Below are 21,984 nucleotides of genomic sequence, written 5' to 3'. Positions count from 1 at the left end.
ACCTCACGGCTGTGACGACGACCGTGAGGTGCGACCGCCGGCGATCAAGGCCGGCAGGCGACACGCCTGGCGTGATCGTCGGAAGTGAGGCGCGGCGGTCGCTCGGGGGACCGTCAGGGTGCGGTCCCGGCGAACACGACGACACCCGCCGGCCCCACCCCCGCGGTCGCCTTCACCCCGACTCCGCGAGTCGGGGTCTCGGTGCGAATGAGCCGGGGCGGACGCCCCCTCGACACCCCGACTCGCGCGCAACCACACCCCGACTCGCGGGGCACTGACGGCCGACTCGCGTGGCTCGAACCGCAAACCACGCGGCGCCGGCGGCAACTCACGTGGCGCCGGCGACAACTCGCCGGGCCCGATCGGCAAACTCGCGCAGCTGCAGCCCGACTCGCACGCAGCCGCAGCCCGACTCGCGCGCAGCTACACCCCGACTCGCGCGCAACCACACCCCGACTCGCGCGCACTCACACCCCGACTCGCGGGGGGCGCCGGCGGCCAAACCACCGCGCCCGATCCGCACACTCGCCGGGCGCCACCGCACACTCGCCGGGCCATACCCGCACACTCGCCGGGCTGCTCCGCACACTCGCCGGGGTCTGCGGCGGGCTCAGGGGGTCGGCGGGTGGACCAGGAGGGCCAGGAGGCGGGTGAGGTCGGCCGCCGGGTCCTCCGTCAGTCCCGTGTGCACCGGCCCCGCCTGCACCACCGTGCTCTTCGGGGCCGTCAGCCGCCGGAACCGGCGGCCCCGGTCCTCCTCCCCCGCCGGCCCGGCGTACCGGGCGGCCTCCGTGTCGACCTCCGCGCACAGCGCCGCCACCGCGTCGAGCGAGCGGGCGATCGCGTCGGCGTCGGCGGCGGGATCCAGGGCGGCGAGGCGGGCGGGGTCGAGGTGCACGGCGGCGCCGAGGTGGTCCAGCGCCCGGCAGTACAGCAGCACCCCCGCGTTGATCGCCTCCCCGCGCTCCACCCGCGGCACGACCCGCAGCACCGCGTACTCGTAGGGGTGCCTCATGCCCCGCCCCGTCGGCGCGTGAGCCAGGCCGGCGGGTTCGCCGCCCGCGTCACCGGCCGGTCGACGCGCGACGCCACCGCCTCGCGCACCCCCGGCAACCACGCGTCCCGGGCCTCGAACCGCTCCCGCAGCTGCGCCACGTAGGCCTCCGGCCCGGGCCCGCCCTCGAGCCAGACCGACGGCACCGCACCGGCCGCCCGCGCCAGCAGCGCGTCGGTGACGAGCGGCGCGAGCTCGGCGTCGGCGGCGTCGACGTCGGGCGCCGCACCCAGCAGCACGTGGTCGGCCGCCGCGTAGGGCCGTCGCACCCACGCCTCCGCACCCGGCCAGTTGTGGTGGAACGTCAGCGACGCCCCGTGGTCGATGAGGTAGGGCCCGCCGTGCCAGAACAGCATGTTCGGGTTGCGCCACGAGCGGTCGACGTTGCCGATCAGCGCGTCGAACCACAGGACCCGCCCGGCGAACGCAGGGTCCAGCGCGAACGCGGCGGGGTCGAGGTCGAGCGCGCCGGGCAGGAAGTCGAGGCCGAGGTTGAGCCCCGGGCTCGCCCGGAGCAGCTCCTGGACCTCCTGGTCGGGCTCCGACGCCCCGAGCGCCGGGTCCAGCTCGACCGTGACGAGCTCCGGCACCGGCAGCCCGAGCCCGCGCGCCAGCTCCCCGGCGACGACCTCGGCCACCAGCACCCGCGGCCCCTGCCCCGCGCCGTGGAACTTCACGACGTAGGTGCCGAGGTCGTCGGCCTCCATCAGCCCCGGGAGCGACCCGCCCTCCCGGAGCGGAGTGACGTAGCGCAGCGCCGTGACGTGCCGCAGCGCGGTGACGGGGTCGTGCACCCCGCGACCGTACCGGGGCCACGACGCCGTCCGGGCCCCGCTCCGAGGAAGCGGGGCCCGGACGGGCGAGGGGTGGAGCTCCTGGGTCAGCGGCCGGTCGGCGCGTCCGTCGGGGCGGCGTGCAGGCGCGCTCCGCGGCGCGGCAACGGAGTGCCGCCGGTGAGGCCGCCGGGCGGGGTCCACAGGTCGGCCGGAGCGGGCTCGACGCGGCGGACGGCCGGGGCCGGGGCGTACGGGGCGGGCGCGTAGGCGGCAGGGGCGTAGGCCGGGCGCTCGGCCACGTACTGCGGCTCCGGAGCGGTCCGCGAGGACTGCGCCCGCGCCAGCGCCTCACGGTCGGCGCGCTGCCGGTTGGCGACCAGGTGGTCGACGCTGAACCGGCCCGGGCCGCACGCGGCCAGCATCAGGAACCCCGCACCGATGACGCCGACCAGCTCCCAGCCCCCGTCGGCGACGAAGATGCCGTTCTTGGCGTGCACGAAGAACGCGGCGCCGCCCATGATCACCAGGTTGCAGGCGCTGACGAACGGGGTGAGCGCGCCCAGGATCAGCAGGGCGCTCCCGGCGAACTCGACCATCGTCACGAACGACGCCGACATGATCGCGAGCGGGATGCTCAGGCTCTCGAAGCCCTCGGTGGTGCGGCCGATGCCGTTGATGATCATCTTCTGGTAGCCGTGGGCGAACATCACGACACCCAGCAGGACGCGGGCCACCAGCAGCGCGACGTCGCGGTACGGCGCGGGAAGGGGACGGTTCATAGGGGGAGCCTCCGGAACCCTCGGTGATCAGCTTGTCTCGTTCGGTGAGGGACGCTAACCCGATGGAGGTGCCCGGACACAGCCGGTCAGGGGATCGCGCGACGACCATTCGCCCCGGCGCGACGAGCAGTCGGCCCAGTGCCACGAGCGGGTGACCGTGCGTCCACCGACCGGTCGCCCCGCGTCACGAGCCGCTCGCCGTGATCGGCGACACAGGGTGCGCGGACACCCGTCCGCGCGACACTCGAACGAGTGATCAGGAGGCCGGGACCAGCACCGATGCGGTCGCCGAGGGTGAGATTCCGGGCCGTGCGGCAGGCTGGGGACGTGCCCCCGTACTCGACGCTCACGCACCTCGACTGCTCCCGCGACGGCTCCCGCCACGACGCCGACACCGTCCAGGGCACGTCCCCGCTCGGCGCTCCCCTGCTCGCCCGTTACGACCTGCAGCGCGCCGCCGACGCCGTCACCCCGGCCGGGATCGCCGGCCGCCGACCGGACCTGTGGCGCTACCACGAGCTGCTCCCGGTGCGCGACGAGCGGCACGTCGTCACCCTCGGCGAGGGCATGACGCCGCTGCTCGACCTCCCCCGCCACGGCGCCCGCCTCGGCGTCCCCGGCCTGCGGATGAAGGACGAGGGGCTGGTGCCGACGGGCGCGTTCAAGGCCCGGGGCGCGGCCGTCGGCGTCTCGCGCGCCGCCGAGCTGGGCGTCACCGGCATCGCGATGCCGACCAACGGCAACGCCGGCGCGGCCTGGGCCTGCTACGCCGCCCGCGCCGGGATCGACGCGCTCATCGCCATGCCCGTGGACGCCCCGGTGATCACGCGGCGCGAGTGCGTGGTCGCGGGCGCCGAGCTCTACCTCGTCGACGGCCTCATCGGCGACGCCGGGAGGATCGTCGCCGACGCCGTCACCCGCCGCCCCGGCTTCCAGGACACCTCGACGCTGCGCGAGCCCTACCGCCTCGAGGGCAAGAAGACGATGGGCTACGAGATCGTCGAGCAGCTCGGCTGGCGCTGCCCCGACGTGATCCTCTACCCCACCGGCGGCGGCGTCGGGATCATCGCGATCCACAAGGCCCTGCTCGAGATGCGCGAGCTCGGCTGGATCACCGGCGACCTCCCCCGGCTCGTCGCCGTGCAGGCCGCGGGCTGCGCGCCCATCGTCGACGCCTTCGAGGCCGGCCTCGACGAGAGCACCCCGCCCGCGGACCCGCGCACCGTCGCCTTCGGGATCACCGTGCCGAAGGCGCTGGGCGACTTCCTCGTCCTCGACGCCGTGCGCTCCACCGGCGGCACCGCGGTCGCCGTCACCGACGACGACCTGCTCGCCGCCCAGGGCGCGCTCGCCCGCGACGAGGGCACGTGGATCTGCCCCGAGGGCGCGGCGTGCGTGGCCGCGGTCGGGCAGCTGCGCGAGTCGGGATGGCTCGACGGCACCGAGGACGTCGTCGTGCTCAACACCGGCAGCGGGCTGATCTACCCCGACACCGTGCCCGTCGACGTCCCCACGCTCCCGAAGGGAGCCCGGATCTAGGAGGGCAGCGCCTCCTTCCACGCCTTCCCGGCCTTGCGCCCGTCGCGCACGTCGAACAGCCCGGTCACCGAGTGCGCGGGCACGGCGCCGAGGCTGAGCACGACGGCGAGCGAGTGCGTCGCCTCCAGCAGCGAGGGCCGCACCGGCTCCGCGCCGTTGGGCCGGACGAACGTGATCTTGTACTTCGTCCCCTCGACGGTGAGGACGCAGCCGCCGCCGAACCACCACCACGGCCAGCGGACGTCGGCCACCTCGGCGAGCGGGACGACGAACACCGGGCCGTCGTCGGTGACGAAGGCGAGCCGGCCCTCACCGGCGGCGAGGACTCCGGGGACGTTGCGCAGGCCGCCGGCCATCCACCAGGCCGGCGTGACGAGAGAGGTCATGCGCGTATTCCACTACGCGCGGGCCGCCGTGGGGAGGGTGCTGGCCACACCCGGCCTGTAGCGTTCGCACCCATGGACGGGCCACTCACCCTCGCGATCGACGTCGGCGGCTCCGGGCTCAAGGCCACGGTGCTCGATCCCGCCGGGGAGATGACCTCCGAGCGGATCCGCCGCGAGACCCCCTACCCCTGCACGCCGACGGTGCTGCTCGACGAGCTCACCGCGCTGGCCGCCACGCAGCCCGCCCACGACCGCGTCTCGGTCGGCTTCCCCGGCGCCATCCGCCGCGGCCGCGTCCGCGAGGTGCCCGCCTTCTCCCGGCGCGGCCCCGGGCAGGACCCCGACCCCGAGCTGGTCGGCCTGTGGCAGGGCTTCGAGCTGGAGACTGCGCTGCGCGAGCGGTTCGACCGCCCGGTGCGGGTGGCCAACGACGCCGACGTCCAGGGCTCGGCCGTCGTGTCCGGGCAGGGCCTGGAGCTGGTCATCACCCTCGGCACGGGCGTCGGCTGCGCGATCTTCTTCGACGGGGTGCTGCTGCCGCACATGGAGCTCTCGCACGGGCGCTTCGGCGAGGGGCTCTCCATCGAGGTCGCGTGCGGCGACAACCAGCGCGAGGAGATCGGCAAGCACGCCTGGCGCGCCCGCGTCCTCGACGCGCTGGAGGCGTTCGAGGCGATGGTGCTGCCCGACCACCTCTACATCGGTGGGGGCAACGCCAAGAAGCTCGACCCCGACACCCTCGGCCCGAACCGCACGCTGGTCCCCAACATCTCCGGGCTCCTGGGCGGCATCGCGCTGTGGGAGCGCACGGCCGACGTCGGCCCGGCCCCGGCACCGGCCCGCCCCTGATCCCCGCGCCCCGATCCCGGCCCGGCCCTGATCCCGCAGGGCGGCCCGCCTGACGGCAGGATGGCGGCGTGGACATCGCCGCTACCCCCGAGTGGGCCGCCCTCACCGAGCACCACGCCGCCGTCTCCGGGCTGCACCTGCGTGAGCTGTTCGACGCCGACCCCGAGCGCGCCGCCGCTCTCACCACGACCGGGGCCGACCTCGTCCTGGACTGGTCGAAGAACCGCGTCACGCGCGACACGCTGCCGCTGCTGGCCGCGCTGGCGCGCGCCGCGGGGCTGCCCGAGCGCACCGACGCGATGTTCGCGGGCGAGCACATCAACACCAGCGAGGACCGTGCGGTGCTGCACACCGCCCTGCGCGCACCGCGGGCCACGGCGCTCGCCGTCGACGGCCAGGACGTCGTCGACGACGTGCACGCCGTCCTCGACCGCATGGGCGAGTTCACCGACGCCGTCCGCTCCGGGGCGTGGACCGGGCACACCGGCGAGCGCATCCGGGCCGTCGTCAACATCGGGATCGGCGGTTCCGACCTCGGTCCGGTGATGGCCTACGAGGCGCTGCGCGACTACGCCGACCGGTCGATCGAGATGCGGTTCGTCTCCAACATCGACCCCACCGACGTCGCCGAGGCCACCCGCGACCTCGACCCGGCCAGCACGCTGTTCGTCGTCTCCTCCAAGACGTTCACCACCCTGGAGACGCTGACGAACGCGCGCGTCGCCCGCGCGTGGCTGCTCACCGGCCTGGGCGACGACGCCGACGTGGCCAAGCACTTCGTCGCCGTCTCGACGAACGCCAAGGAGGCCACGGCCTTCGGCATCGACGAGGCCAACATGTTCGGCTTCTGGGACTGGGTGGGCGGGCGCTACAGCCTCGACTCCGCCATCGGCCTGTCGCTGATGATCGCGATCGGCAAGGAGCGGTTCGCGGAGTTCCTCGCCGGCATGCACGCGATGGACCGCCACTTCCGCGACGCCCCGCTCGAGCAGAACCTGCCGGTGATCGCGGGACTGCTCGGCGTCTGGTACGTCAACTTCTTCGGCGCCGAGACCCACGCCGTGCTCCCCTACAGCCAGTACCTGCACCGGCTGCCCGCCTACCTGCAGCAGCTGACGATGGAGAGCAACGGCAAGTCCGTCCGCGGCGACGGCACCCCGGTCACCACCGCCACCGGCGAGATCTACTGGGGCGAGCCGGGCACCAACGGCCAGCACGCGTTCTACCAGCTGATCCACCAGGGCACGCGGCTCGTGCCGTGCGACTTCATCGGGTTCGCCGAGCCCAACCACGTCCTCCCCGTCGACGACGACACCGACATGCACGACCTGTTCATGTCGAACCTGTTCGCGCAGACCTCCGCGCTGGCGTTCGGCAAGACCGCCGGGGAGATCGCCGCCGAGGGCACGCCGGACGACGTCGTGCCGCACAAGGTCATGCCCGGCAACCGGCCGAGCTCGACGATCCTCGCGCGCAAGCTCACCCCGTCGGTGCTGGGCCAGCTGATCGCGTTCTACGAGCACGTCACGTTCGTCGAGGGGACGATCTGGGGCATCGACTCGTTCGACCAGTGGGGCGTCGAGCTCGGCAAGGTCCTGGCCAAGCAGCTCGGGCCGACGCTGACCGACGCCTCCCCCGACACCTCGGGGCTCGACTCCTCCACCGCGGCCCTCGTGGGCCGCTACCGCGCCTGGCGCGGCCGCTGACCGGAAGGCACCGATGACCGACCACGACGGCGCGGCACCCGCCGGGCTCGATCGCCACCTGCCCGAGCCCGGGCCGCGCCACGTGCGCACCGCGCTCACCGCCGTGCTCCTGCTGCTGGCGGCCGGGGCGGCGATGTGGGCGGCGCTCGACGGGGTCGGCCCGGCGCGGTTCGACGCCCGGCTGCTCGGCGAGGCGGTCGAGACCCGCACCGGCGGGCTGAACACCGCCGCGGTCACGCTGACGACGGTCGGCAACACGTTCGCGATGGCCGTGCTCGCCACGCTCACCGGGATCTGGTGCTGGACGCGCGGACGGCGGTCGGACGCGGTGTTCGTCGTCACCGCGATGGCCGGGGCGGTCCTGCTGTTCCGCGGGGTCAAGGTGCTGGTCGACCGGCCGCGGCCGCCGGCCGTCACGCAGGTGGTCCGGGAGACGAACGAGTCGCTGCCCTCGGGGCACGCCACGATGTCGACGGTCGTGATCGGCTCGCTCGTCGTGCTCGCGTGGGCCGGGCGCAGCGCGCTCGCCCGGGTCGCGATGGTGGCGGCCGCCGCCCTGTGGGTCGGGGCGGTCGGCGCCACCCGGGTTTACCTGGGCGTGCACTGGTTCAGCGACGTCGTCAGCGGCTGGCTGCTCGGCGCGGCCTGGCTGGTCGCGTGCGTGGCGGTCTGGCGGTGGTGGCGCCGGCGCACCCACCCGACAGCCGCGCCCGCCTGACAGCTGCGCCCCCCCCTGACAGCTGCGCCCGCCTGTCGGGGTCCGGGGCCTCAGTACTCGTCGCGCAGCCGGAACCACGGCCCGCCGGGGTCGTCGCGGCGCCCGAGCGGCGTGCGGTCGAGCCACTGGTACATCGACCACAGGCCGTCGCCGCCGCGGGCGTAGGCGGAGTAGGTGTGGAACACCTCGTCGCCCTCGCGGGCGAACGCGCTGATGCCCGGGAAGTCGCGGGGCCAGTGACCCAGCTCGTCGGCCGGCACAGAGGGCAGCGGCGCGAAGTTGTACTCCGCCCCGTCGCGGAGCTGCTCGTCGGTGACCGAGACGCCGAAGTCGTGGTTGAAGGAGCTGTCCGCCGAGGACGCGAACGGGATGCGCCACCCCATCCGCTCGCGGAACGCGGTCAGCTCGTCGATCGGCGAGCGGCAGACCGCGACCACCGCGACGTCGTGGTTCTCCAGGTGCACCGTGCTGGCGTCGACGCCGTCGACCAGTGACGCGCAGCTCGGGCAGCCGGGGAACATGAAGTGGTAGACGAGCAGCTGCGACCGGCCGCCGAAGAGGTCGGCCAGGTTCGCGGTGCCCGCGCCGGTGGTGAAGGCGTACTCCTGCTCCACGCGCACCCACGGCAGCTCCCGGCGCCGGGCGGCGAGCTCGTCGCCGCGGCGGGTGTGCTCCTTCTCGGCCTCCAGCAGCTCCCTCCTCTCGGCGAGCCACTCGTCCCGGGTACCGGTGCGGTGATCGACCATGCGGTGGGCGCTCCCTCCAGAGGCGGTCTCAGAGGTCGGCCAGCCTGGCAGCGATCTCCGCCGCCCGCCGGACGGGAGCGCCGCCGGGCTCGCGCAGGGCCGTGACCAGGGCACCGTCGACGAGGAGCAGCACCTGCCGCGCGCGCTCCTCGTCACCGGCCAGCGGGGTCAGCCACGCCACCAGCGCCTCCTTGTGCGCCGCGCCGAGCGCGTGCGTGGCGCTGCCGGCGTCGGCCGCCTCGATGATCGCGTTGATCGCGGGGCAGCCGCGGAAGCCCGGCGCGACGACCTGGTCGGCGAGCTCCTCGAACACCGCGGCCACCCCGCCGCCGCGGGACTCGACGGAGGCCGCGAAGGCCGAGCGCCAGCGGGCCAGGCGCCGCTCCAGCACCGCGACGACCAGGTCGTCCTTGCCCGGGAAGTGCCGGTAGAACGACGCCCGGCCGACGCCGGACTCCGCGAGCAGCCGCTCCACCCCGACCGCGCGGGCCCCCTCGGCGTGGAACAGGCGGTCGGCGGCGTCGAGCAGGCGCTCGCGGGCGGCGGTCGGCATGGACCGACACTAGCGCAAAACGGAACCGATCGGTACCGTTTCTTCCATGAGTCGATTCGCGCAGCTGGCGTTCACCGGTACCGTCCGCGAGGTCCAGGCGGAGCAGGGCAGCGCCACCGCCATGGCGCGGATGCTCGGGCCGGCCGACGCCGGGCCCGACGCGCTCGGCCCGTCGGAGGCGGCGTTCCTGGCCGAGCGCGACGGCGTCTACCTCGCGACGGTCGGCGAGACCGGCTGGCCCTACGTCCAGCACCGCGGCGGCCCGCCCGGGTTCCTGCACGTCCTCGACGAGCACACGCTCGGCTTCGTCGACGTCCGCGGCAACCGCCAGTACGTCTCGGCCGGCAACCTGCGCCACGACGACCGCGTCGCCGTCTTCGCCATGGACTACGCGGGGCAGCGGCGGCTCAAGCTGCTCGGGCGCGCGGAGGTCGTCGCCCTGGACGCCGACCCGGAGCTGACCGCGCGCCTGTCGGACGTCGCCGCCGACGGCACGCCCGAGCGGGTCGTGCTGATCCACGTGGAGGGCGTGCAGCGCAACTGCCCCCAGCACATCACCCCGCGGTGGTCGGAGGCCGAGCTGGTCGACGCGCTGGCCCCGATGCGGGAGCGGATCGCGCAGCTGGAGGCGGAGGTGGCGCGGCTGCGCTGACCGGCCCGCCGCGCACCGGCCGGCCCCGCACGACGCGGTCCTCGTTGTCGCGGAAGCGCGGGGCGTAGTGGGTGAAGAAGACGGTCGCGACGAGGTCGCGGCGGGTCCGCACGCCGGTCTTGTCGAACACCGACTTCAGGTGCTGCTGCACGGTGTGCGCCGAGACCACCAGCTCGCGGGCGATGCGGTCGGTCGACCGGCCGCGCAGGACCAGGCCGGTCACGTCGCGCTCCCGATCGGTGAGGCCGTAGGCCGCCATCAGCAGCGGCAGGATCCGGGCGGGGTGGGCCGCCTCGACGATCACCGCCACCTGCCGGTCGGCGGGCGGCCCGAGCGGCGCCCCGTGCAGCACCAGCCACGACCCGCCGCGCGAGAGCACCCGCGCCATCGCCGTCGTCCCGCCGCCGCGCAGCGCCCGCGCGGCCACCGACAGGACCGCGGTGGGCAGGCGTCCGGCGCCGGGGTCGCCGTCGGGGAGCTCGGCGAGCCAGCGGTCGACCGCCGGGGTCGTCGAGCGCACCTCGAGGCGCTCGTCGAGCACCACCAGCCCGGGCGCCTCCGGCCCCTCAGGGTCGACGGCCTCACCGACCAGCAGCGCCCGCCTCGCCCCCTCCGCGAGGCGCGGCGCCACCGCCGTCAGGAACTCCTTCTCGGCGCGGTCGAACACCGGCGCGCCGGGCGCGCGGTAGAGGCCGAGCGCGCCCCACACCTCGCCGCCGCGGGTGCGCAGGCCCAGGATCAGCTCCTGGTCGCCGCCCATCTCCATGTTGGCGTGCCAGCGCGGGCTGCTGCTCGGGTCGCCGCCGGTGGCCTCGTGCAGCGTCGAGATGCCGGTCGCGCTGCGGGTCACGTCGGCGAGGCGGTGCACGTCGTCGCCCAGGTACTCCGCGTGCAGCCACTCCGCGGGGAACTCCGGCATCCCGTCGTGGACGTGGCTGGTCATCAGCAGCGACGCCGGGTCGAGGGTGTACCAGCACGGCGCCCAGAAGTGCGGGACCGCACCGGCCAGGACGTCGGTCGCCTCGTGCCAGAGCGTCGCGAGGTCGTGCGGCCCGGCGGTGAGCCGCGCGATGCGCTCGGCGGCGCGCTCCAGGTCGGGCACGCCCGGGGACGCTACGCCGGGACGGGACCGCGCGGAACACCATCTTCCTGGTATGGGACGCCGCCACCGCCGGACCTAGCGTCGCCGCCATGACGACGCCTCGCGTACTCGGACCGCACGACGGGGACATCACGTCTCTCGCCGGCGTGCGGGACCGCTTCATGATCGACGGCAAGGACACGGGCGGCCGCTTCGCCCTGGTCCAGCACCTGTTCGAGCCCCGTGCCCTGGCGGCGCCGATGCACCGCCACCGCGACGAGGACGAGTACACCTACGTGCTCACCGGCCGGATCGGGGCGGTGCTGGACGGGCAGGAGGTCGTCGCGGAGCCCGGTGACCTGCTGTTCAAGCCGCGCGACCAGTGGCACACGTTCTGGAACGCGGGCGACGAGCCGGCGAGCGTCCTGGAGCTGATCTCCCCCGCGGGCCTCGAGGAGCTGTTCCGCTCGTTCGCCGACCTCACCGCGGAGCCCTCGCCCGACGAGCTCGCGGCGCTGGCCGAGCGGTTCGGGTGCGACCTCGACTTCGCCGCCACCGGTCCGGTCATGGAGCGGCACGGGCTCGTGTTCTAGCGCTGCTCCTGCGCGCACCACCACGTCGACCGGCCGCCGACGGTGCCGTGCAGCATGTGCGAGCCGCAGCGCGGGCAGGCGGCGTCGGCGTTGCGGTACGGGATGACCTCGCCGGTGTGCACGCCGCCGTGCGCGATGGCCGCCTTCAACGACGACTCCAGCGCGTCGTAGAGCCGGTCGAGGTCCTTCGGGCGCAGCTCGTCGGCCGGGCGCGCCGGGTTCGTCGAGGCCTGCCAGAGCGTCTCGTCGGCGAGCAGGTTGCCGACGCCGGCGAGCACCGACTGGTCGAGCAGCCGCGCCTTCACCGCCGCGTGCCCGCGCCCGACGCGGGTGCGGAACTCCTCGCGGGAGATCGTCTCGGCGTCCGGGCCCAGCGCGTCGAGGTTCGGGTCGAGGCGGACGCGGCCCAGGCGGCGCTTGTCGAACAGGCGCAGCACGCCGCCGTCGGCGAAGTTCACCGTGAACCGGTCCCACTCGGGCTTGCGGTTGCCCGGGTTGCGGTGCTCGGGCCCGGTCGGCCCGACCTTCCCGTCGACGACGATCTGCCCGCCCATGCCCAGGTGGATGCCCAGGTCGGGCCCGGCCTCCCCGCCGACGCGCGTCTCGCACCACATCGTCTTGCCCCGCCGGTGCGCCGCCGTCAGCGCGCCGCCGACCAGCGCCCGCGCGATCTCGCCGGGCGGGTGCGGGCGGCAGACCCAGTCGTCGTTGTCGTCGACGGAGGCGATCTCGCGGTCCAGCGCGTCCTCCAACACGGTGCGGGCCAGCTCCACCTCGGGAAGTTCGGGCATGGCGCCATCCTCTCCGGCGCCGGGAACACGCGCGCGGCGAGCGGGGTTGGGGCGCACGTGGACCGCACCCGGGTACGCGCGCCGCAGCTGCGCGGGCGTCGCTGGCTGAACACCGGCGGGGTGGACCTCTCGCTCGCCGACCTGCGCGGCAAGATCGTCCTGCTCGACTTCTGGACGTTCTGCTGCGTTAACTGCCTGCACGTCCTCGACGAGCTCCGCGAGCTGGAGGAGCGCTTCGCCGACGTCCTCGTGGTCGTCGGGGTGCACTCGCCGAAGTTCGTGCACGAGGCCGACCCGGCCGCCGTCGAGGCCGCCGTGGAGCGCTACGGCGTCACGCACCCGGTGCTCGACGACCCCGACCTCGCGATGTGGGACGCCTACGCCGCCCGCGCCTGGCCGACGCTCGTCGTGATCGACCCGGCGGGGTACGTCGTCGCGCAGATGGCGGGCGAGGGGCACGCGCACGGGCTGGCGGTGCTCGTCGAGGAGCTGGTCGCGACCCACGGCGAGGCGCTGCGCCGCGGCGACGGACCGTACGTCCCGCCGCCCGAGCCGGAGACGGCGCTGCGCTTCCCCGGCAAGGTCGTCGCGCTCGACGGCACGTTCCTCGTGTCGGACACCGCGCACCACCAGCTCGTGGAGCTGGAGCCCGACCTCGTCACCGAGCGGCGGCGGATCGGCACGGGCGAGCGCGGGTTCGTCGACGGGACGAGCCCGCGGTTCTCCGAGCCCCAGGGCCTGCTCCGGCTCCCCGACGGCGACGTGCTGGTGGCCGACGCGGTGAACCACGCGGTCCGCCGGGTGCGCCTCGCCGACGGCGCGGTGTCGACGGTGGCGGGCACGGGTGCGCAGCTGCGCACGCGGGTGGAGGTCGGGGAGGGCTCCGCCGAGCTGTCGACGCCCTGGGACCTCGCGTGGTGGGACGGGCGCGTCGTCGTCGCGATGGCGGGCACGCACCAGCTGTGGGAGCTCGACCCGGCCACCGGCGACGCGCGGGTGCTGGCGGGCACCACGAACGAGGGGCTGCGCGACGGCCCGCCGTCGGACGCGTTCTTCGCGCAGCCCTCGGGCCTGGCGGTCGACCTCGACGGCACGCTCTGGGTCGCCGACTCCGAGACCTCCGCGCTGCGGTCGGTCACCGCGCGGCCCGCCGTCGGCGCGGCCGTGAGCACGGCCGTCGGCCTCGGGCTGTTCGACTTCGGCCACCGCGACGGCGACGCCGGGCAGGCGCTGCTGCAGCACCCGCTCGGGGTGGCGGTGCTGCCCGACGGGTCGGTCGTCGTCGCCGACACCTACAACGGGGCGCTGCGCCGCTACGACCCCGCCGCCCGCACCGTGTCGACCCTCGCGCGCGACCTGCGGGAGCCCTCGGACGTGCTGGTCGACGGCGACACCCTCGTCGTCGTGGAGTCCGCCGCGCACCGGCTCGTGCGGGTGCCGGTGCCGGCGAGCACCCGCGTCGACGGGGCCGCGCACCGCGTGCGGCGCGCCCGCACCGATCTCGCCCCCGGCGCGCTCACGCTGCACGTCGACTTCGTCCCGCCGACCGGTCAGCACCTCGACGCGCGGTTCGGCGACCCGACCTCGCTCACCGTCGCCGCGTCCCCGCCCGAGCTGCTGGTCTCGGGCGGCGGCACCTCCCCCGGGCTCACGCGCGAGCTCGTCCTCGCCGCCGACGGGGAGGGCGTGCTGCAGGTGAGCGTGGCCGCGGCGGCCTGCGACGACGGCGACGGCGTGTTCGCCGCCTGCCACCGCTACCAGCAGGACTGGGGCATCCCGCTGCGGCTGGTGCCGGACGCGCCGCGGGTGCTGACGCTGCCGCTGCGCAGCACCTCGGTCCCGTAGGCGGTCAGCCGAGCAGGAGCACGGTCCAGCGGCCGTCGGCGGCCGGGGCGAGCAGGGCGGGGCCGTCGGTGTCGCCGGCCTCCTCGGCGTCGAGAATGCGGCGCTCCACGACCACCAGGTCATCGGTGACGTCCTCTTCCGTGACCTCCACGGTGTCGCCGACCCGCAGCCCGTCGACGACCTCGGCCGGCACCCGCAGCAGCGTCCCGACCCGCCCGACAACTGGCGGCAGGCCGTCGGGGTCGGCGTCGACCGGGCCCAGGGCGACGAGGTGGTCGCGGGTGGCGACGGTGGTGTCGGGCTGCTCCCGCTCGTCCCCGTCGACCTCGTCCTGGTCCTCGTCCTGGTCGTCCTGGTCGGCCGGCGCCCGCAGCGCCCCGAACCCGGCGACCGGCGGGGCGGCGCGCAGCACGGCCGCGGCGGCGGAGACGTCGAGCGGGACCTCGACCGGGACCTCGACCGGCAGCTCGACCGGCACCGCCGGCACCTCGACCGGAGCCGGGAGCACCGCCGCCACCGCCGCCGGGGCGGGGGCCGTCACCGGCCCGAGGGCGGCGCTCCGGTCGCGCGGCGCCACCCCCTCCACCCGGTCGCGCAGGCCGTCGGGTAGCGCGGCGGGCGGGGCGTCGAACGACTCCGGCACCGGGACCGGGGCGGGAGCGGGCGCGGGGCGCGGCGGCAGGAGCGCGGGGTCGCCGAGGGAGGCGGGACGCGTGGCGCCCAGGTACTCGTCGCCGGGGTAGCGGTACTGCGCCACCTGCACCGGCTTCCCGCGCGAGGGCGCGTTCACCATCGTCCCGTCGCCCAGGTAGAGCCCGACGTGGTAGACGCGCTCGGGGACGCCGTAGAAGACCAGGTCACCGGGCTGCAGCGGCATCCCGTCCGGCACGCCGGCCCCGGCGTAGTACTGCGTGTGCGCGGTGCGCGGGATCGCGACGCCCGCGACGGCGTAGGCGTGGTGGGTGAGGCCGGAGCAGTCGAAGCCGGTGTCGCCCGCGGCCGGCCCGTCGCCGCCCCACTCGTAGGGTGTGCCGAGCTGGTCCAGCGCCGCCCCGACCGCCGACGCCGCGACCTCGGCGGCACGGTCGGCCGAGAACACCGCGGCCTCCGGCGCGGGGTCGGCGACCAGCGGCACCGAGCCCGGCACGATCCCCGCGGGCCCCGCCGCCGGGACCCCGCCGACGACGACGGCCAGCACCAGCGCGCCGAACGCCGCCCGCAGGAACGGCACGGGCGGGGCGGGACGGCGGTGGCGTCCTCGGCGGGGTCGTGCGGACCGCGGCGGCATGCCGGGAAGCCTCCCCCGTCACCCCGGTCCGCCACATCACACGGACGGTGACGAGTCAGACCCCCAACCAGGTGAGAACGGCCATGACCCGTCGGTGGTCGTCGCCCGAGGGCGGCAGCCCGAGCTTCCCGAAGATCGACGAGATGTGCTTCTCCACGGCCCCCTGCCCGACGACGAGCGCCCGCCCGATCGCGGCGTTCGTCCGCCCCTCCGCCATCAGCCCGAGCACCTCGCGCTCGCGGGGCGAGAGCGTCTCCAGCGGGTCGCGGCGCCGGCGCCGGGCGAACAGCGCGGACACCACCTCGGGGTCGAGGACGGTGCCGCCGTCGACGACGCGGCGCAGGGCGTCGGCCAGGTCGTCGAGGCGCGCGACGCGGTCTTTCAGCAGGTAGCCCACTCCCCCGCCGCCGCCGAGCAGGTCGGCGGCGTAGGTCTCCTCGACGTACTGCGACAGCACCAGGATCGCCGTCCCGGGCACGCGCTCCCGCACGGTCAGGGCGGCGCGCAGGCCCTCGTCGGTGAACGTCGGCGGCATCCGGACGTCGACGACGGCGACGTCGGGCCGGTGCTCGACCACGGCCTCGACCAGGGCGTCCCCGTCGCCGACCGCGGCCACGACCGTCGCCCCGGCCTCGTCGAGCAGCCGGACCAGCCCCTCCCGCAGGAGCAGGGAGTCCTCCGCCAGCACGACCCTCATCCCACCCCCACCAGCGGGATCTCCGCCGTCAGCACCGTGGGCCCGCCGGCCGGGCTCACGAGGTCGAGCGCACCCTCCACGGCGGCGAGCCGGTCGGCCAGCCCGGCGAGCCCGTGGCCCTTGCCGGGGTGCGCGCCGCCGCGCCCGTCGTCGCGGACCTGCACCAGCACGCGGTCGCCGTCGACGCCCACGACGACCACGCACTGCGACGCCCCCGCGTGCTTCGCCACGTTCGTGAGCGCCTCGGTGACGACGAAGTAGGCCGTGCTCTCGACCGCCTCGGGCATGCGGAGGCCGTCGGGGAGGTCGACGTCGAGCACCACCGGCGTCGGGCAGCGGGCGGCCGCGGCGGCCAGCGCCGGGCCCAGCCCGCGGTCGGCGAGGATCGGCGGCGCGATGCCGCGCGAGAGCGCCCGGAGCTCCGCGAGCGCCTCGCGGCTCTGCACGAGCGCCCCGGCGACGAGCGGGCGGGCGCGCTCGGGGTCGTCGTCGAGGCGGCGGGCGACGGCCTCCAGGTCCATGGTCAGGCGGACGAGCCGCTGCTGCGGGCCGTCGTGCAGGTCGCGCTCGACGCGCCGCAGGGTCTGCGCCTCCGCCTGCACCGCCGAGCGCCGGCTCGACTCCAGCGCCGCCGCGCGCTCCCGCAGCGCCACCGCCTCGTTCGTCAGCAGGGCCCGGGCGAGCCCCGCCTGCGCGGCGACCAGCACGCGCAGGACCAGCGGCAGCGTGACCAGCAGGAGCACGCCCGCGAGGGTCGTGGAGGCGATCTCCGCGGCGAGGGAGGAGATGCCGGTGACCAGCCCGAACAGCCCGGAGACGCCGTCGTCGCGCGGGATCGACCACAGCCACGCGGCCGACGTCACCCCGCCCACCGCGCCGACGCCCCACGCGAGCGCCACCGAGAACGTGACGACGTGCAGGGGGAAGGCGACGACGGCGTGCAGCAGGTCGCGCCAGGACTGGGCGTCGGCAAGGCGCGACCACAGCCGCCCGATCCCCCGCCCCCGCGGCTCCCGGTGGTGGTGGGCGGGCAGGGCGATCCCGGCGGCGCGGACCAGCGCGCGCTCGGCAGCGGCGAACCCGCGCGCCGCGGCCAGCACGGCGACCAGCACCGGCAGCCCGACCCACACGACGAGCGTGCCCGCCCCGGCCGCCGTGCCCGTCACGACCACGACGAACGCCGCGATCCCCAGCGGGAACCCGGCGAGGAGGTAGGCGTAGCTGCGTGCGATGCGATCCATGCCCACCACCCTCGCTCCCCCGCGCCGCAGGCCCCAGCCTGCGCCCCTCCGGGCGGAGGGTAGGGCGAACCCCACCCCCGCGGCCATGATCACCGGTTGCGGTGCGGGGAGGTCACCGGTGACCTCTCCGCACACTCCCGACGATCATGGTGCGATGTAACGGGACGGGCCGCCGCAGCGGTACCGGTGGGTGACCCTCCGATCGCTCCCCGTCCTCCTCGGCGTCCTGCTCGCGGCTGCCGCCTGCGCGGCGCCCTCCCCCGCCCCGGCCCCCGCGCCCTCCCCGGCCACGGTCGCCCCCGTCCCTGCCCCGGCTGCGACCGCGGCCGCACCCGCCGCCGCAGAGCCGGCGGCGACGAGCTGGGTGATGCCCGACCTCGTCGGCGCGAACCTGCAGGACGCCCAGAACGCGATCCAGTCCCTGACCGACTTCGCCATCCCCGTCACCACATCCACCGACGCGACCGGCGCGGGGCGTCAGCAGGTGCTCGACCGCAACTGGACGGTCTGCGCCCAGAGCGTCTCCCCCGGCGAGACCATCACGAGCAGCACGGCCATCGACTTCGCGGCGGTGAAGGAGGAGGAGAACTGCTGAACCACCCGTGAGTGGAAACCGGTGCTGGAGCACCGGTTTCCACTCACGACTCAGCGCACCGCGAGGCCCAGCTCCGTCGCCGCCGGCACCTGCCGCACGTCACGACTGAGCAGGACCACCTCGTCGGCCAGCGCCGCCCCCGCGGTGAGCGCGGCCGCGAGGTGCAGGGCGTCGAGGGTGCGCAGGCGGTGCTCGACAACGAGGCGCCGGGCGAGCGGCAGCACCTGTGCCGCGTCGAGCCCCAGCATCAGCAGGGGGCCGTCGTCGCGGCAGTCGGCGTCGAACCGGTCGAGCAGCGCCGTGCCCTCCCGCAGCCGGCCCGCCCGCACGGCGGCCGTGACGGCGCCGGCGAACTCGACGCGGGTCAGCTCGCTCGTCACGACCGGGTCGGCGCCGTCGAACAGGGTCGCGGCGAGCTCGTCGTGCCCGGGCTCGTCCGCCAGGTAGGCGCCGACCACGGCGCTCGTGTCGGCGTACAGCACGATCACGACGCGTCGCGCTCCGCAGCCAACGCCTCGCCGACCGAGGTGCCGGCACCGCGCGTCGACGCGATGACCCGGTCCCGCGGCTCGGGGCGCGCGGGCACGGGCGGGGTGACGACCAGACCGGCCTCCCGTGCGCGCTGCCGCACCGCCGCGCGGGCGTCGACCGGCGCACCCGTGACGCGTTCCAGCGCCTCGACCACCAGCGCGTTCACCGACCGGCCCTCGGCCTGCGCCCGGGCCTTGAGCCGGGCGTGCAGGTCGTCGTCGAGGCGGGTGATGAGCTGGCGCACGAGACCATGCTATCACTCGGACGGCGAGTGATAGCAGTTGCGTAGAGCCACCCGTGAGTGGAAACCGGTGCTGGAGCACCGGTTTCCACTCACGGCTCAGCCGAAGTCCGGCGCCCGCTTCTCCCGGTGGGCCGCCACACCCTCCCGCACGTCGTCCAGGCCGAAGCCGTAGAACTCCAGCGCCAGCGACGCGTCGAAGGACGGGCCGGCGGCGCGGTACCAGTTGTTCAGCGCCTGCTTGGTGAACTGCACCGCGCTCGGCGAGGCCGCCGCCAGCTTCCGCGCCACCTCCAGCGCGCGGGCGTGCACCTGGTCGTCGTCGACGCACAGCGAGACCAGGCCGATCCGCTCGGCCTCCTCGCCGGTGAGGACGTCGCAGGTCAGGAGGTAGTACTTGGCCTTGGCCATGCCGCACAGCAGCGGCCAGTTGATCACCGCGTGGTCGCCGGCCGCGACGCCGAGGCGCGTGTGGCCGTCGACGATCTTCGCGTTCCGTCCGGCGACGGAAATGTCGGCCAGCATCGCCACCGCGAGCCCCGCTCCGACGGCGGGCCCGTGGATCGCCGACACGACGGGCTTGGAGCAGTTGACGACGTTGTAGACGAGATCGCGGGCCTCGCGCATGACGCGGGTGCGCACGGCGGTGTCGGCGACCATCGACTCGATCAGGTCGAACGACCCGCCCGCCGAGAACCCCTTGCCGGCGCCGCGGACGAGGACGGCGCGGACGGAGTCGTCGCGGTCGATCGCGGTCCAGATGTCGGCGAGCTGGCCGTGGGCGTCGGCGCCGACGGCGTTCAGGTTGGGGCCGTCGAGGACGATCTCCAGGATCGCCTCCTCGGGCCGCTCGACGCGCAGGGCGGGGAAACGGTCGTAGTCCACCCCCGGGACCCTAGGGTCTGAGCTCCTTGCGCGTCCGGTCCAGCTCGGGCGCCGCCCGCTTCACCTCGACGCCGCCCCAGAACGCCAGGCCGGTGATCCGCACCCGCGGCCCGCCGGACCGCGCACCGGCACCCCGGCCGTCGAACCCGCCCATGAGGCCGAACCCGTCGACCACGACGTCGAGGTGCTCGGGGACGGTGATCTCGATGCCGCCCATGATCGCCACCGCGGTGATGGTGACCTCCGGGCCGGCGAACCGCGCGTGGGTCAGGTCGAGCTCGATGCCGCCCATCAGCGCGACGGCGTGGTGGCGCTCCGGCACGATCCACTCGCCGGAGCGGTGGCAACCGCTCATGATCGCGACCGAGGTCGACGGCCCGGTGGCGCCCGCGGGCACCGGCGCCGGTGCGACGCGCCGCCCGGTGACCTCGACGGGCAGGTCGCGCGTCAGCGGGACGAGCTCGCCGTAGGTGCGCGCGGCGTAGAGGGTCCCGAGGCGCTCGCCGAGCTCGTCGAGGCTGATGCGCCCCTCGGCCGCGGCGGCGTGGAGCTGTTCGGCGACGCGGTGCCGGTCCTGGTCCGACGCCCGCAGGTGATCGTCCGGCTGGTGGTCGTCCGGCTGGGGTGGGGCCACGTCCGCAGGGTAGGACCGGCCGCGGGACCGTGGCAGCAGGGTTGCGCCGATCGGCCCAGCGGTTGCACCCCGGCTCCGACCGCGCCGGGCCGCGGGGAGGATGCGGGTCGTGCTCCCCACACACCCCACCCGCCTCCTCGCCGCGGCCGCGCTCCTCGCGCTGGCGGCCTGCGGCGCCCCCACCGAGCCCGCGCCCGCTCCCGCTCCCGCCGCCGCGGCGCAGGGCGGGCACGCCGCCCACTCCTCCGCCGCCGCCGGCCTGTACGCCGTGCAGAGCGGCCCGCTCGGCGTCGTCGCGACCGACTCCGAGGGCCACCTCCTCTACCGCTCCGACGCCGACTCCGCCGCCCCGCCGACGTCGGCCTGCACCGGTGCGTGCACGCAGACCTGGCTGCCGCTGACCGTCGCCGACGGTGCCGAGCCGGAGCTGCTCGGCGTCGACGCGGCGCTGGTCGGGCGCCTGGAACGGGCCGACGGCGACGACCAGCTCACCCTCGCCGGCTGGCCGCTCTACCGCCACCGCGACGACACCGGCGGCCTCGCCGACACCGGGCAGAACGGCGCCGACGGCTCCTGGTTCGCGATCACGCCGACCGGGGGGAAGGCTGCGGCGTAACGTCCGCCCCGTGAGCGCACCCCTGGCCGGGATCACCGTCGTCGCGCTGGAGCAGGCGGTGTCGGCCCCGCTGGCCAGCCGCACGCTCGGCGACCTCGGGGCCCGCGTGATCAAGGTCGAGAACCCCCGCGGCGGCGACTTCGCCCGCCACTACGACGACGTCGTCCGCGGCTCGGCGGCGCACTTCGTCTGGGTCAACCGGGGGAAGGAGTCGGTCACGCTCGACCTCAAGGACCCGCGCGGGCTCGACCTGCTGCACCGCCTGCTCGACCGCGCCGACGCGCTCGTCTCCAACCTCGCCCCCGGCGCCGCCGACCGCCTCGGCGTCGGCCCCGACCAGCTCGCCCAGCGCCACCCGCACCTCGTCGCCGTCGAGATCTCGGGGTACGGGCCAGGCGGGCCGCTGTCGGACAAGCGCGCCTACGACCTGCTGGTGCAGGCCGAGTCGGGCGCCTGCTCGATCACCGGCACGGAGGGCGCGCCCGCGAAGGCCGGGCCACCGTTCGCCGACACCTCCAGCGGCCTCTACGCCGCGATCGCCGTGCTCGCGGGCCTGTTCCGGAGGCAGGCGGGCGGCGGGCCCGGCGGCTCCACGCACGTCGCCATGTTCGACGTCATGGCGGAGCTGATGGGGTACGCGCTGACGTTCACGCGCCACAGCGGCGTCGAGCAGCAGCCGCGCGGGATGGGCTCGCCCGCGGTCGTCCCGTACGGCGCCTACGCCACGGCCGACGGCCACACCGTCGTCCTCGGCACGACCAACGACGCCGAGTGGCGGCGCCTGGCCCGCGACCTGCTCGCCCGCCCCGACCTCGCCGACGACCCCCGCTACGCCACCGCCGCCGGCCGCGTGGAGCACCGGGACGCGCTCGACGCGCTCGTCGGCGAGTGGTGCGCCCGCACCGACCTCGCCGCGATCCAGGCCGCCGCCGACGCCGCGGCCATCGGCAACTCCCGCTACAACACCACCTCCGACGTCCTGGAGCACCCGCACCTGGCCGCCCGCGGGCGCTGGGGCGAGGTCGAGACGCCGGGCGGGCCGGTCCCGGCGCTCCTGCCGCCGCTGGGCGAGCGCCTCGACCCGGTCCCCGCGCTGGGCGCGCACACCGACGCGGTGCTGCGCGAGCTCGGCGTCGCCGACGCGGAGATCGCGGTGCTGCGGGCCGAGGGCGTCGTCTGAAGACCCGC

General features: G+C 75.6%; 25 protein-coding genes. 10 read left to right on the top strand and 15 right to left on the bottom strand.

The annotated features are described in order from the left end of the window. Window positions 1–610 precede the first annotated feature (610 nt). The 3 genes from HOP40_RS19060 to HOP40_RS35505 form a co-directional block, all read right to left on the bottom strand. Window positions 611–1,015 carry a DUF3037 domain-containing protein gene (locus HOP40_RS19060; protein ID WP_172160468.1) on the bottom strand — a complete coding sequence of 135 codons (405 nt, stop codon included), beginning with the start codon at window positions 1,013–1,015 and terminating at the stop codon, window positions 611–613. Next, the gene (locus HOP40_RS19055; protein WP_240157148.1) at window positions 1,012–1,848 is read right to left on the bottom strand and encodes a HipA family kinase; all 837 of its coding nucleotides are present in this window, start codon (window positions 1,846–1,848) and stop codon (window positions 1,012–1,014) included. The genes HOP40_RS19060 and HOP40_RS19055 overlap by 4 nt, the downstream gene beginning before the upstream one ends. Before the next feature lie 86 nt (window positions 1,849–1,934). Next, window positions 1,935–2,609, bottom strand: coding sequence for a DoxX family protein (locus tag HOP40_RS35505; protein WP_205346817.1), 675 nt, complete (start codon window positions 2,607–2,609; stop codon window positions 1,935–1,937). A 327-nt stretch (window positions 2,610–2,936) separates the two neighbouring features. Here HOP40_RS35505 and HOP40_RS19045 point away from each other — a divergent pair, with 327 nt between their 5' ends. Continuing rightward, window positions 2,937–4,148 carry a threonine synthase gene (locus HOP40_RS19045; RefSeq protein ID WP_240157147.1) on the top strand — a complete coding sequence of 404 codons (1,212 nt, stop codon included), beginning with the start codon at window positions 2,937–2,939 and terminating at the stop codon, window positions 4,146–4,148. Here HOP40_RS19045 and HOP40_RS19040 read toward each other — a convergent pair. After that, the gene (locus tag HOP40_RS19040) at window positions 4,145–4,534 is read right to left on the bottom strand and encodes a hypothetical protein (RefSeq protein ID WP_172160464.1); all 390 of its coding nucleotides are present in this window, start codon (window positions 4,532–4,534) and stop codon (window positions 4,145–4,147) included. The genes HOP40_RS19045 and HOP40_RS19040 overlap by 4 nt on opposite strands. Window positions 4,535–4,606: 72 nt before the next feature. On the opposite strand from HOP40_RS19040, the gene HOP40_RS19035 reads away from it, so the two are divergent. From HOP40_RS19035 to HOP40_RS19025, 3 genes are all read left to right on the top strand, one after another. Continuing rightward, window positions 4,607–5,383 (top strand): ROK family protein, encoded by a 777-nt coding sequence (locus HOP40_RS19035; RefSeq protein ID WP_172160462.1) that lies wholly within the window; start codon window positions 4,607–4,609, stop codon window positions 5,381–5,383. A gap of 68 nt (window positions 5,384–5,451) precedes the next feature. Next, entirely contained in the window at window positions 5,452–7,089 is a 1,638-nt protein-coding gene (gene pgi / locus HOP40_RS19030) for a glucose-6-phosphate isomerase (protein WP_172160460.1), read from the top strand. A 13-nt stretch (window positions 7,090–7,102) separates the two neighbouring features. After that, the gene (locus HOP40_RS19025) at window positions 7,103–7,807 is read left to right on the top strand and encodes a phosphatase PAP2 family protein (RefSeq protein ID WP_172160458.1); all 705 of its coding nucleotides are present in this window, start codon (window positions 7,103–7,105) and stop codon (window positions 7,805–7,807) included. Window positions 7,808–7,857: 50 nt separating this feature from the next. On the opposite strand, the gene HOP40_RS19020 is transcribed toward HOP40_RS19025, so the two are convergent. Together HOP40_RS19020 and HOP40_RS19015 are read right to left on the bottom strand one after the other, a co-directional pair. Further along, the gene (locus HOP40_RS19020) at window positions 7,858–8,553 is read right to left on the bottom strand and encodes a DUF899 domain-containing protein (RefSeq protein ID WP_172160456.1); all 696 of its coding nucleotides are present in this window, start codon (window positions 8,551–8,553) and stop codon (window positions 7,858–7,860) included. 28 nt (window positions 8,554–8,581) lie between these two features. After that, window positions 8,582–9,106 carry a TetR/AcrR family transcriptional regulator gene (locus HOP40_RS19015; protein ID WP_172160454.1) on the bottom strand — a complete coding sequence of 175 codons (525 nt, stop codon included), beginning with the start codon at window positions 9,104–9,106 and terminating at the stop codon, window positions 8,582–8,584. 46 nt (window positions 9,107–9,152) lie between these two features. Between HOP40_RS19015 and HOP40_RS19010 the strand changes: the two genes are divergently transcribed. Next, window positions 9,153–9,758: a pyridoxamine 5'-phosphate oxidase family protein gene (locus HOP40_RS19010; protein ID WP_172160452.1), complete on the top strand. Its 606-nt coding sequence runs from the start codon at window positions 9,153–9,155 to the stop codon at window positions 9,756–9,758. Here HOP40_RS19010 and HOP40_RS19005 read toward each other — a convergent pair. Beyond that, window positions 9,661–10,860, bottom strand: coding sequence for a LuxR C-terminal-related transcriptional regulator (locus HOP40_RS19005; protein ID WP_205346816.1), 1,200 nt, complete (start codon window positions 10,858–10,860; stop codon window positions 9,661–9,663). The two genes, HOP40_RS19010 and HOP40_RS19005, sit on opposite strands and share 98 nt — an antisense overlap. 89 nt (window positions 10,861–10,949) lie before the next feature. Between HOP40_RS19005 and HOP40_RS19000 the strand changes: the two genes are divergently transcribed. After that, window positions 10,950–11,432, top strand: a complete 483-nt coding sequence (locus HOP40_RS19000; RefSeq protein ID WP_172160450.1) for a cupin domain-containing protein — start codon at window positions 10,950–10,952, stop codon at window positions 11,430–11,432. On the opposite strand, the gene HOP40_RS18995 is transcribed toward HOP40_RS19000, so the two are convergent. Next, a complete protein-coding gene (locus tag HOP40_RS18995) occupies window positions 11,429–12,223 on the bottom strand; it encodes an Fpg/Nei family DNA glycosylase (protein WP_172160448.1) in 795 nt (264 codons plus the stop codon). The genes HOP40_RS19000 and HOP40_RS18995 overlap by 4 nt on opposite strands. 57 nt (window positions 12,224–12,280) lie before the next feature. Between HOP40_RS18995 and HOP40_RS18990 the strand changes: the two genes are divergently transcribed. Further along, the gene (locus HOP40_RS18990; protein ID WP_172160446.1) at window positions 12,281–14,068 is read left to right on the top strand and encodes an NHL domain-containing thioredoxin family protein; all 1,788 of its coding nucleotides are present in this window, start codon (window positions 12,281–12,283) and stop codon (window positions 14,066–14,068) included. Between the two features lie 4 nt (window positions 14,069–14,072). On the opposite strand, the gene HOP40_RS36620 is transcribed toward HOP40_RS18990, so the two are convergent. The 3 genes from HOP40_RS36620 to HOP40_RS18975 all read right to left on the bottom strand — a co-directional run bounded on the left by HOP40_RS36620 (window position 14,073) and on the right by HOP40_RS18975 (window position 17,294). Further along, window positions 14,073–15,299: an NlpC/P60 family protein gene (locus tag HOP40_RS36620; protein ID WP_338053021.1), complete on the bottom strand. Its 1,227-nt coding sequence runs from the start codon at window positions 15,297–15,299 to the stop codon at window positions 14,073–14,075. A 112-nt stretch (window positions 15,300–15,411) separates the two neighbouring features. Then, window positions 15,412–16,053, bottom strand: coding sequence for a response regulator transcription factor (locus tag HOP40_RS18980; protein WP_172160444.1), 642 nt, complete (start codon window positions 16,051–16,053; stop codon window positions 15,412–15,414). Continuing rightward, on the bottom strand, window positions 16,050–17,294 hold the full coding sequence (locus HOP40_RS18975; RefSeq protein WP_240157146.1) for a sensor histidine kinase: 1,245 nt from the start codon (window positions 17,292–17,294) through the stop codon (window positions 16,050–16,052). The genes HOP40_RS18980 and HOP40_RS18975 overlap by 4 nt, the downstream gene beginning before the upstream one ends. A 190-nt stretch (window positions 17,295–17,484) precedes the next feature. Between HOP40_RS18975 and HOP40_RS18970 the strand changes: the two genes are divergently transcribed. Further along, window positions 17,485–17,889 carry a PASTA domain-containing protein gene (locus tag HOP40_RS18970; protein WP_172160440.1) on the top strand — a complete coding sequence of 135 codons (405 nt, stop codon included), beginning with the start codon at window positions 17,485–17,487 and terminating at the stop codon, window positions 17,887–17,889. A gap of 50 nt (window positions 17,890–17,939) precedes the next feature. On the opposite strand, the gene HOP40_RS18965 is transcribed toward HOP40_RS18970, so the two are convergent. The 4 genes from HOP40_RS18965 to HOP40_RS18950 form a co-directional block, all read right to left on the bottom strand. Further along, entirely contained in the window at window positions 17,940–18,377 is a 438-nt protein-coding gene (locus HOP40_RS18965) for a type II toxin-antitoxin system VapC family toxin (RefSeq protein WP_172160438.1), read from the bottom strand. Beyond that, on the bottom strand, window positions 18,374–18,664 hold the full coding sequence (locus HOP40_RS18960; RefSeq protein ID WP_172160436.1) for a FitA-like ribbon-helix-helix domain-containing protein: 291 nt from the start codon (window positions 18,662–18,664) through the stop codon (window positions 18,374–18,376). The genes HOP40_RS18965 and HOP40_RS18960 overlap by 4 nt, the downstream gene beginning before the upstream one ends. 96 nt (window positions 18,665–18,760) lie before the next feature. Then, window positions 18,761–19,546 carry an enoyl-CoA hydratase/isomerase family protein gene (locus HOP40_RS18955; RefSeq protein WP_172160434.1) on the bottom strand — a complete coding sequence of 262 codons (786 nt, stop codon included), beginning with the start codon at window positions 19,544–19,546 and terminating at the stop codon, window positions 18,761–18,763. A gap of 10 nt (window positions 19,547–19,556) precedes the next feature. After that, on the bottom strand, window positions 19,557–20,180 hold the full coding sequence (locus tag HOP40_RS18950; RefSeq protein WP_172160432.1) for a DUF1707 SHOCT-like domain-containing protein: 624 nt from the start codon (window positions 20,178–20,180) through the stop codon (window positions 19,557–19,559). Between the two features lie 109 nt (window positions 20,181–20,289). Here HOP40_RS18950 and HOP40_RS18945 point away from each other — a divergent pair, with 109 nt between their 5' ends. Together HOP40_RS18945 and HOP40_RS18940 are read left to right on the top strand one after the other, a co-directional pair. Then, on the top strand, window positions 20,290–20,796 hold the full coding sequence (locus HOP40_RS18945; RefSeq protein ID WP_172160430.1) for a hypothetical protein: 507 nt from the start codon (window positions 20,290–20,292) through the stop codon (window positions 20,794–20,796). Window positions 20,797–20,806: 10 nt separating this feature from the next. Continuing rightward, on the top strand, window positions 20,807–21,976 hold the full coding sequence (locus HOP40_RS18940) for a CaiB/BaiF CoA transferase family protein (protein ID WP_172160428.1): 1,170 nt from the start codon (window positions 20,807–20,809) through the stop codon (window positions 21,974–21,976). Window positions 21,977–21,984 lie beyond the last annotated feature (8 nt).

The sequence above is a fragment of the Pseudonocardia broussonetiae genome (assembly GCF_013155125.1).
Classification (GTDB): Bacteria; Actinomycetota; Actinomycetes; order Mycobacteriales; family Pseudonocardiaceae; genus Pseudonocardia; species Pseudonocardia broussonetiae.
Note: the sequence above shows the minus strand (reverse complement) of the source record. Positions and strands in the feature narration are given on the sequence as shown.

Bases quoted from the DNA above. Each gene is read 5' to 3' on its own strand.
- HOP40_RS35505 (WP_205346817.1), bottom strand. From the start codon at position 2,609: ATGAACCGTCCCCTTCCCGCGCCGTACCGCGACGTCGCGCTGCTGGTG.
- HOP40_RS19015 (WP_172160454.1), bottom strand. From the start codon at position 9,106: ATGCCGACCGCCGCCCGCGAGCGCCTGCTCGACGCCGCCGACCGCCTG.
- HOP40_RS18975 (WP_240157146.1), bottom strand. From the start codon at position 17,294: ATGGATCGCATCGCACGCAGCTACGCCTACCTCCTCGCCGGGTTCCCG.
- HOP40_RS19035 (WP_172160462.1), top strand. From the start codon at position 4,607: ATGGACGGGCCACTCACCCTCGCGATCGACGTCGGCGGCTCCGGGCTC.
- HOP40_RS19020 (WP_172160456.1), bottom strand. From the start codon at position 8,553: ATGGTCGATCACCGCACCGGTACCCGGGACGAGTGGCTCGCCGAGAGG.
- HOP40_RS18995 (WP_172160448.1), bottom strand. From the start codon at position 12,223: ATGCCCGAACTTCCCGAGGTGGAGCTGGCCCGCACCGTGTTGGAGGAC.
- HOP40_RS19060 (WP_172160468.1), bottom strand. From the start codon at position 1,015: ATGAGGCACCCCTACGAGTACGCGGTGCTGCGGGTCGTGCCGCGGGTG.
- HOP40_RS19010 (WP_172160452.1), top strand. From the start codon at position 9,153: ATGAGTCGATTCGCGCAGCTGGCGTTCACCGGTACCGTCCGCGAGGTC.
- HOP40_RS19040 (WP_172160464.1), bottom strand. From the start codon at position 4,534: ATGACCTCTCTCGTCACGCCGGCCTGGTGGATGGCCGGCGGCCTGCGC.
- HOP40_RS19000 (WP_172160450.1), top strand. From the start codon at position 10,950: ATGACGACGCCTCGCGTACTCGGACCGCACGACGGGGACATCACGTCT.
- HOP40_RS19025 (WP_172160458.1), top strand. From the start codon at position 7,103: ATGACCGACCACGACGGCGCGGCACCCGCCGGGCTCGATCGCCACCTG.
- HOP40_RS18980 (WP_172160444.1), bottom strand. From the start codon at position 16,053: ATGAGGGTCGTGCTGGCGGAGGACTCCCTGCTCCTGCGGGAGGGGCTG.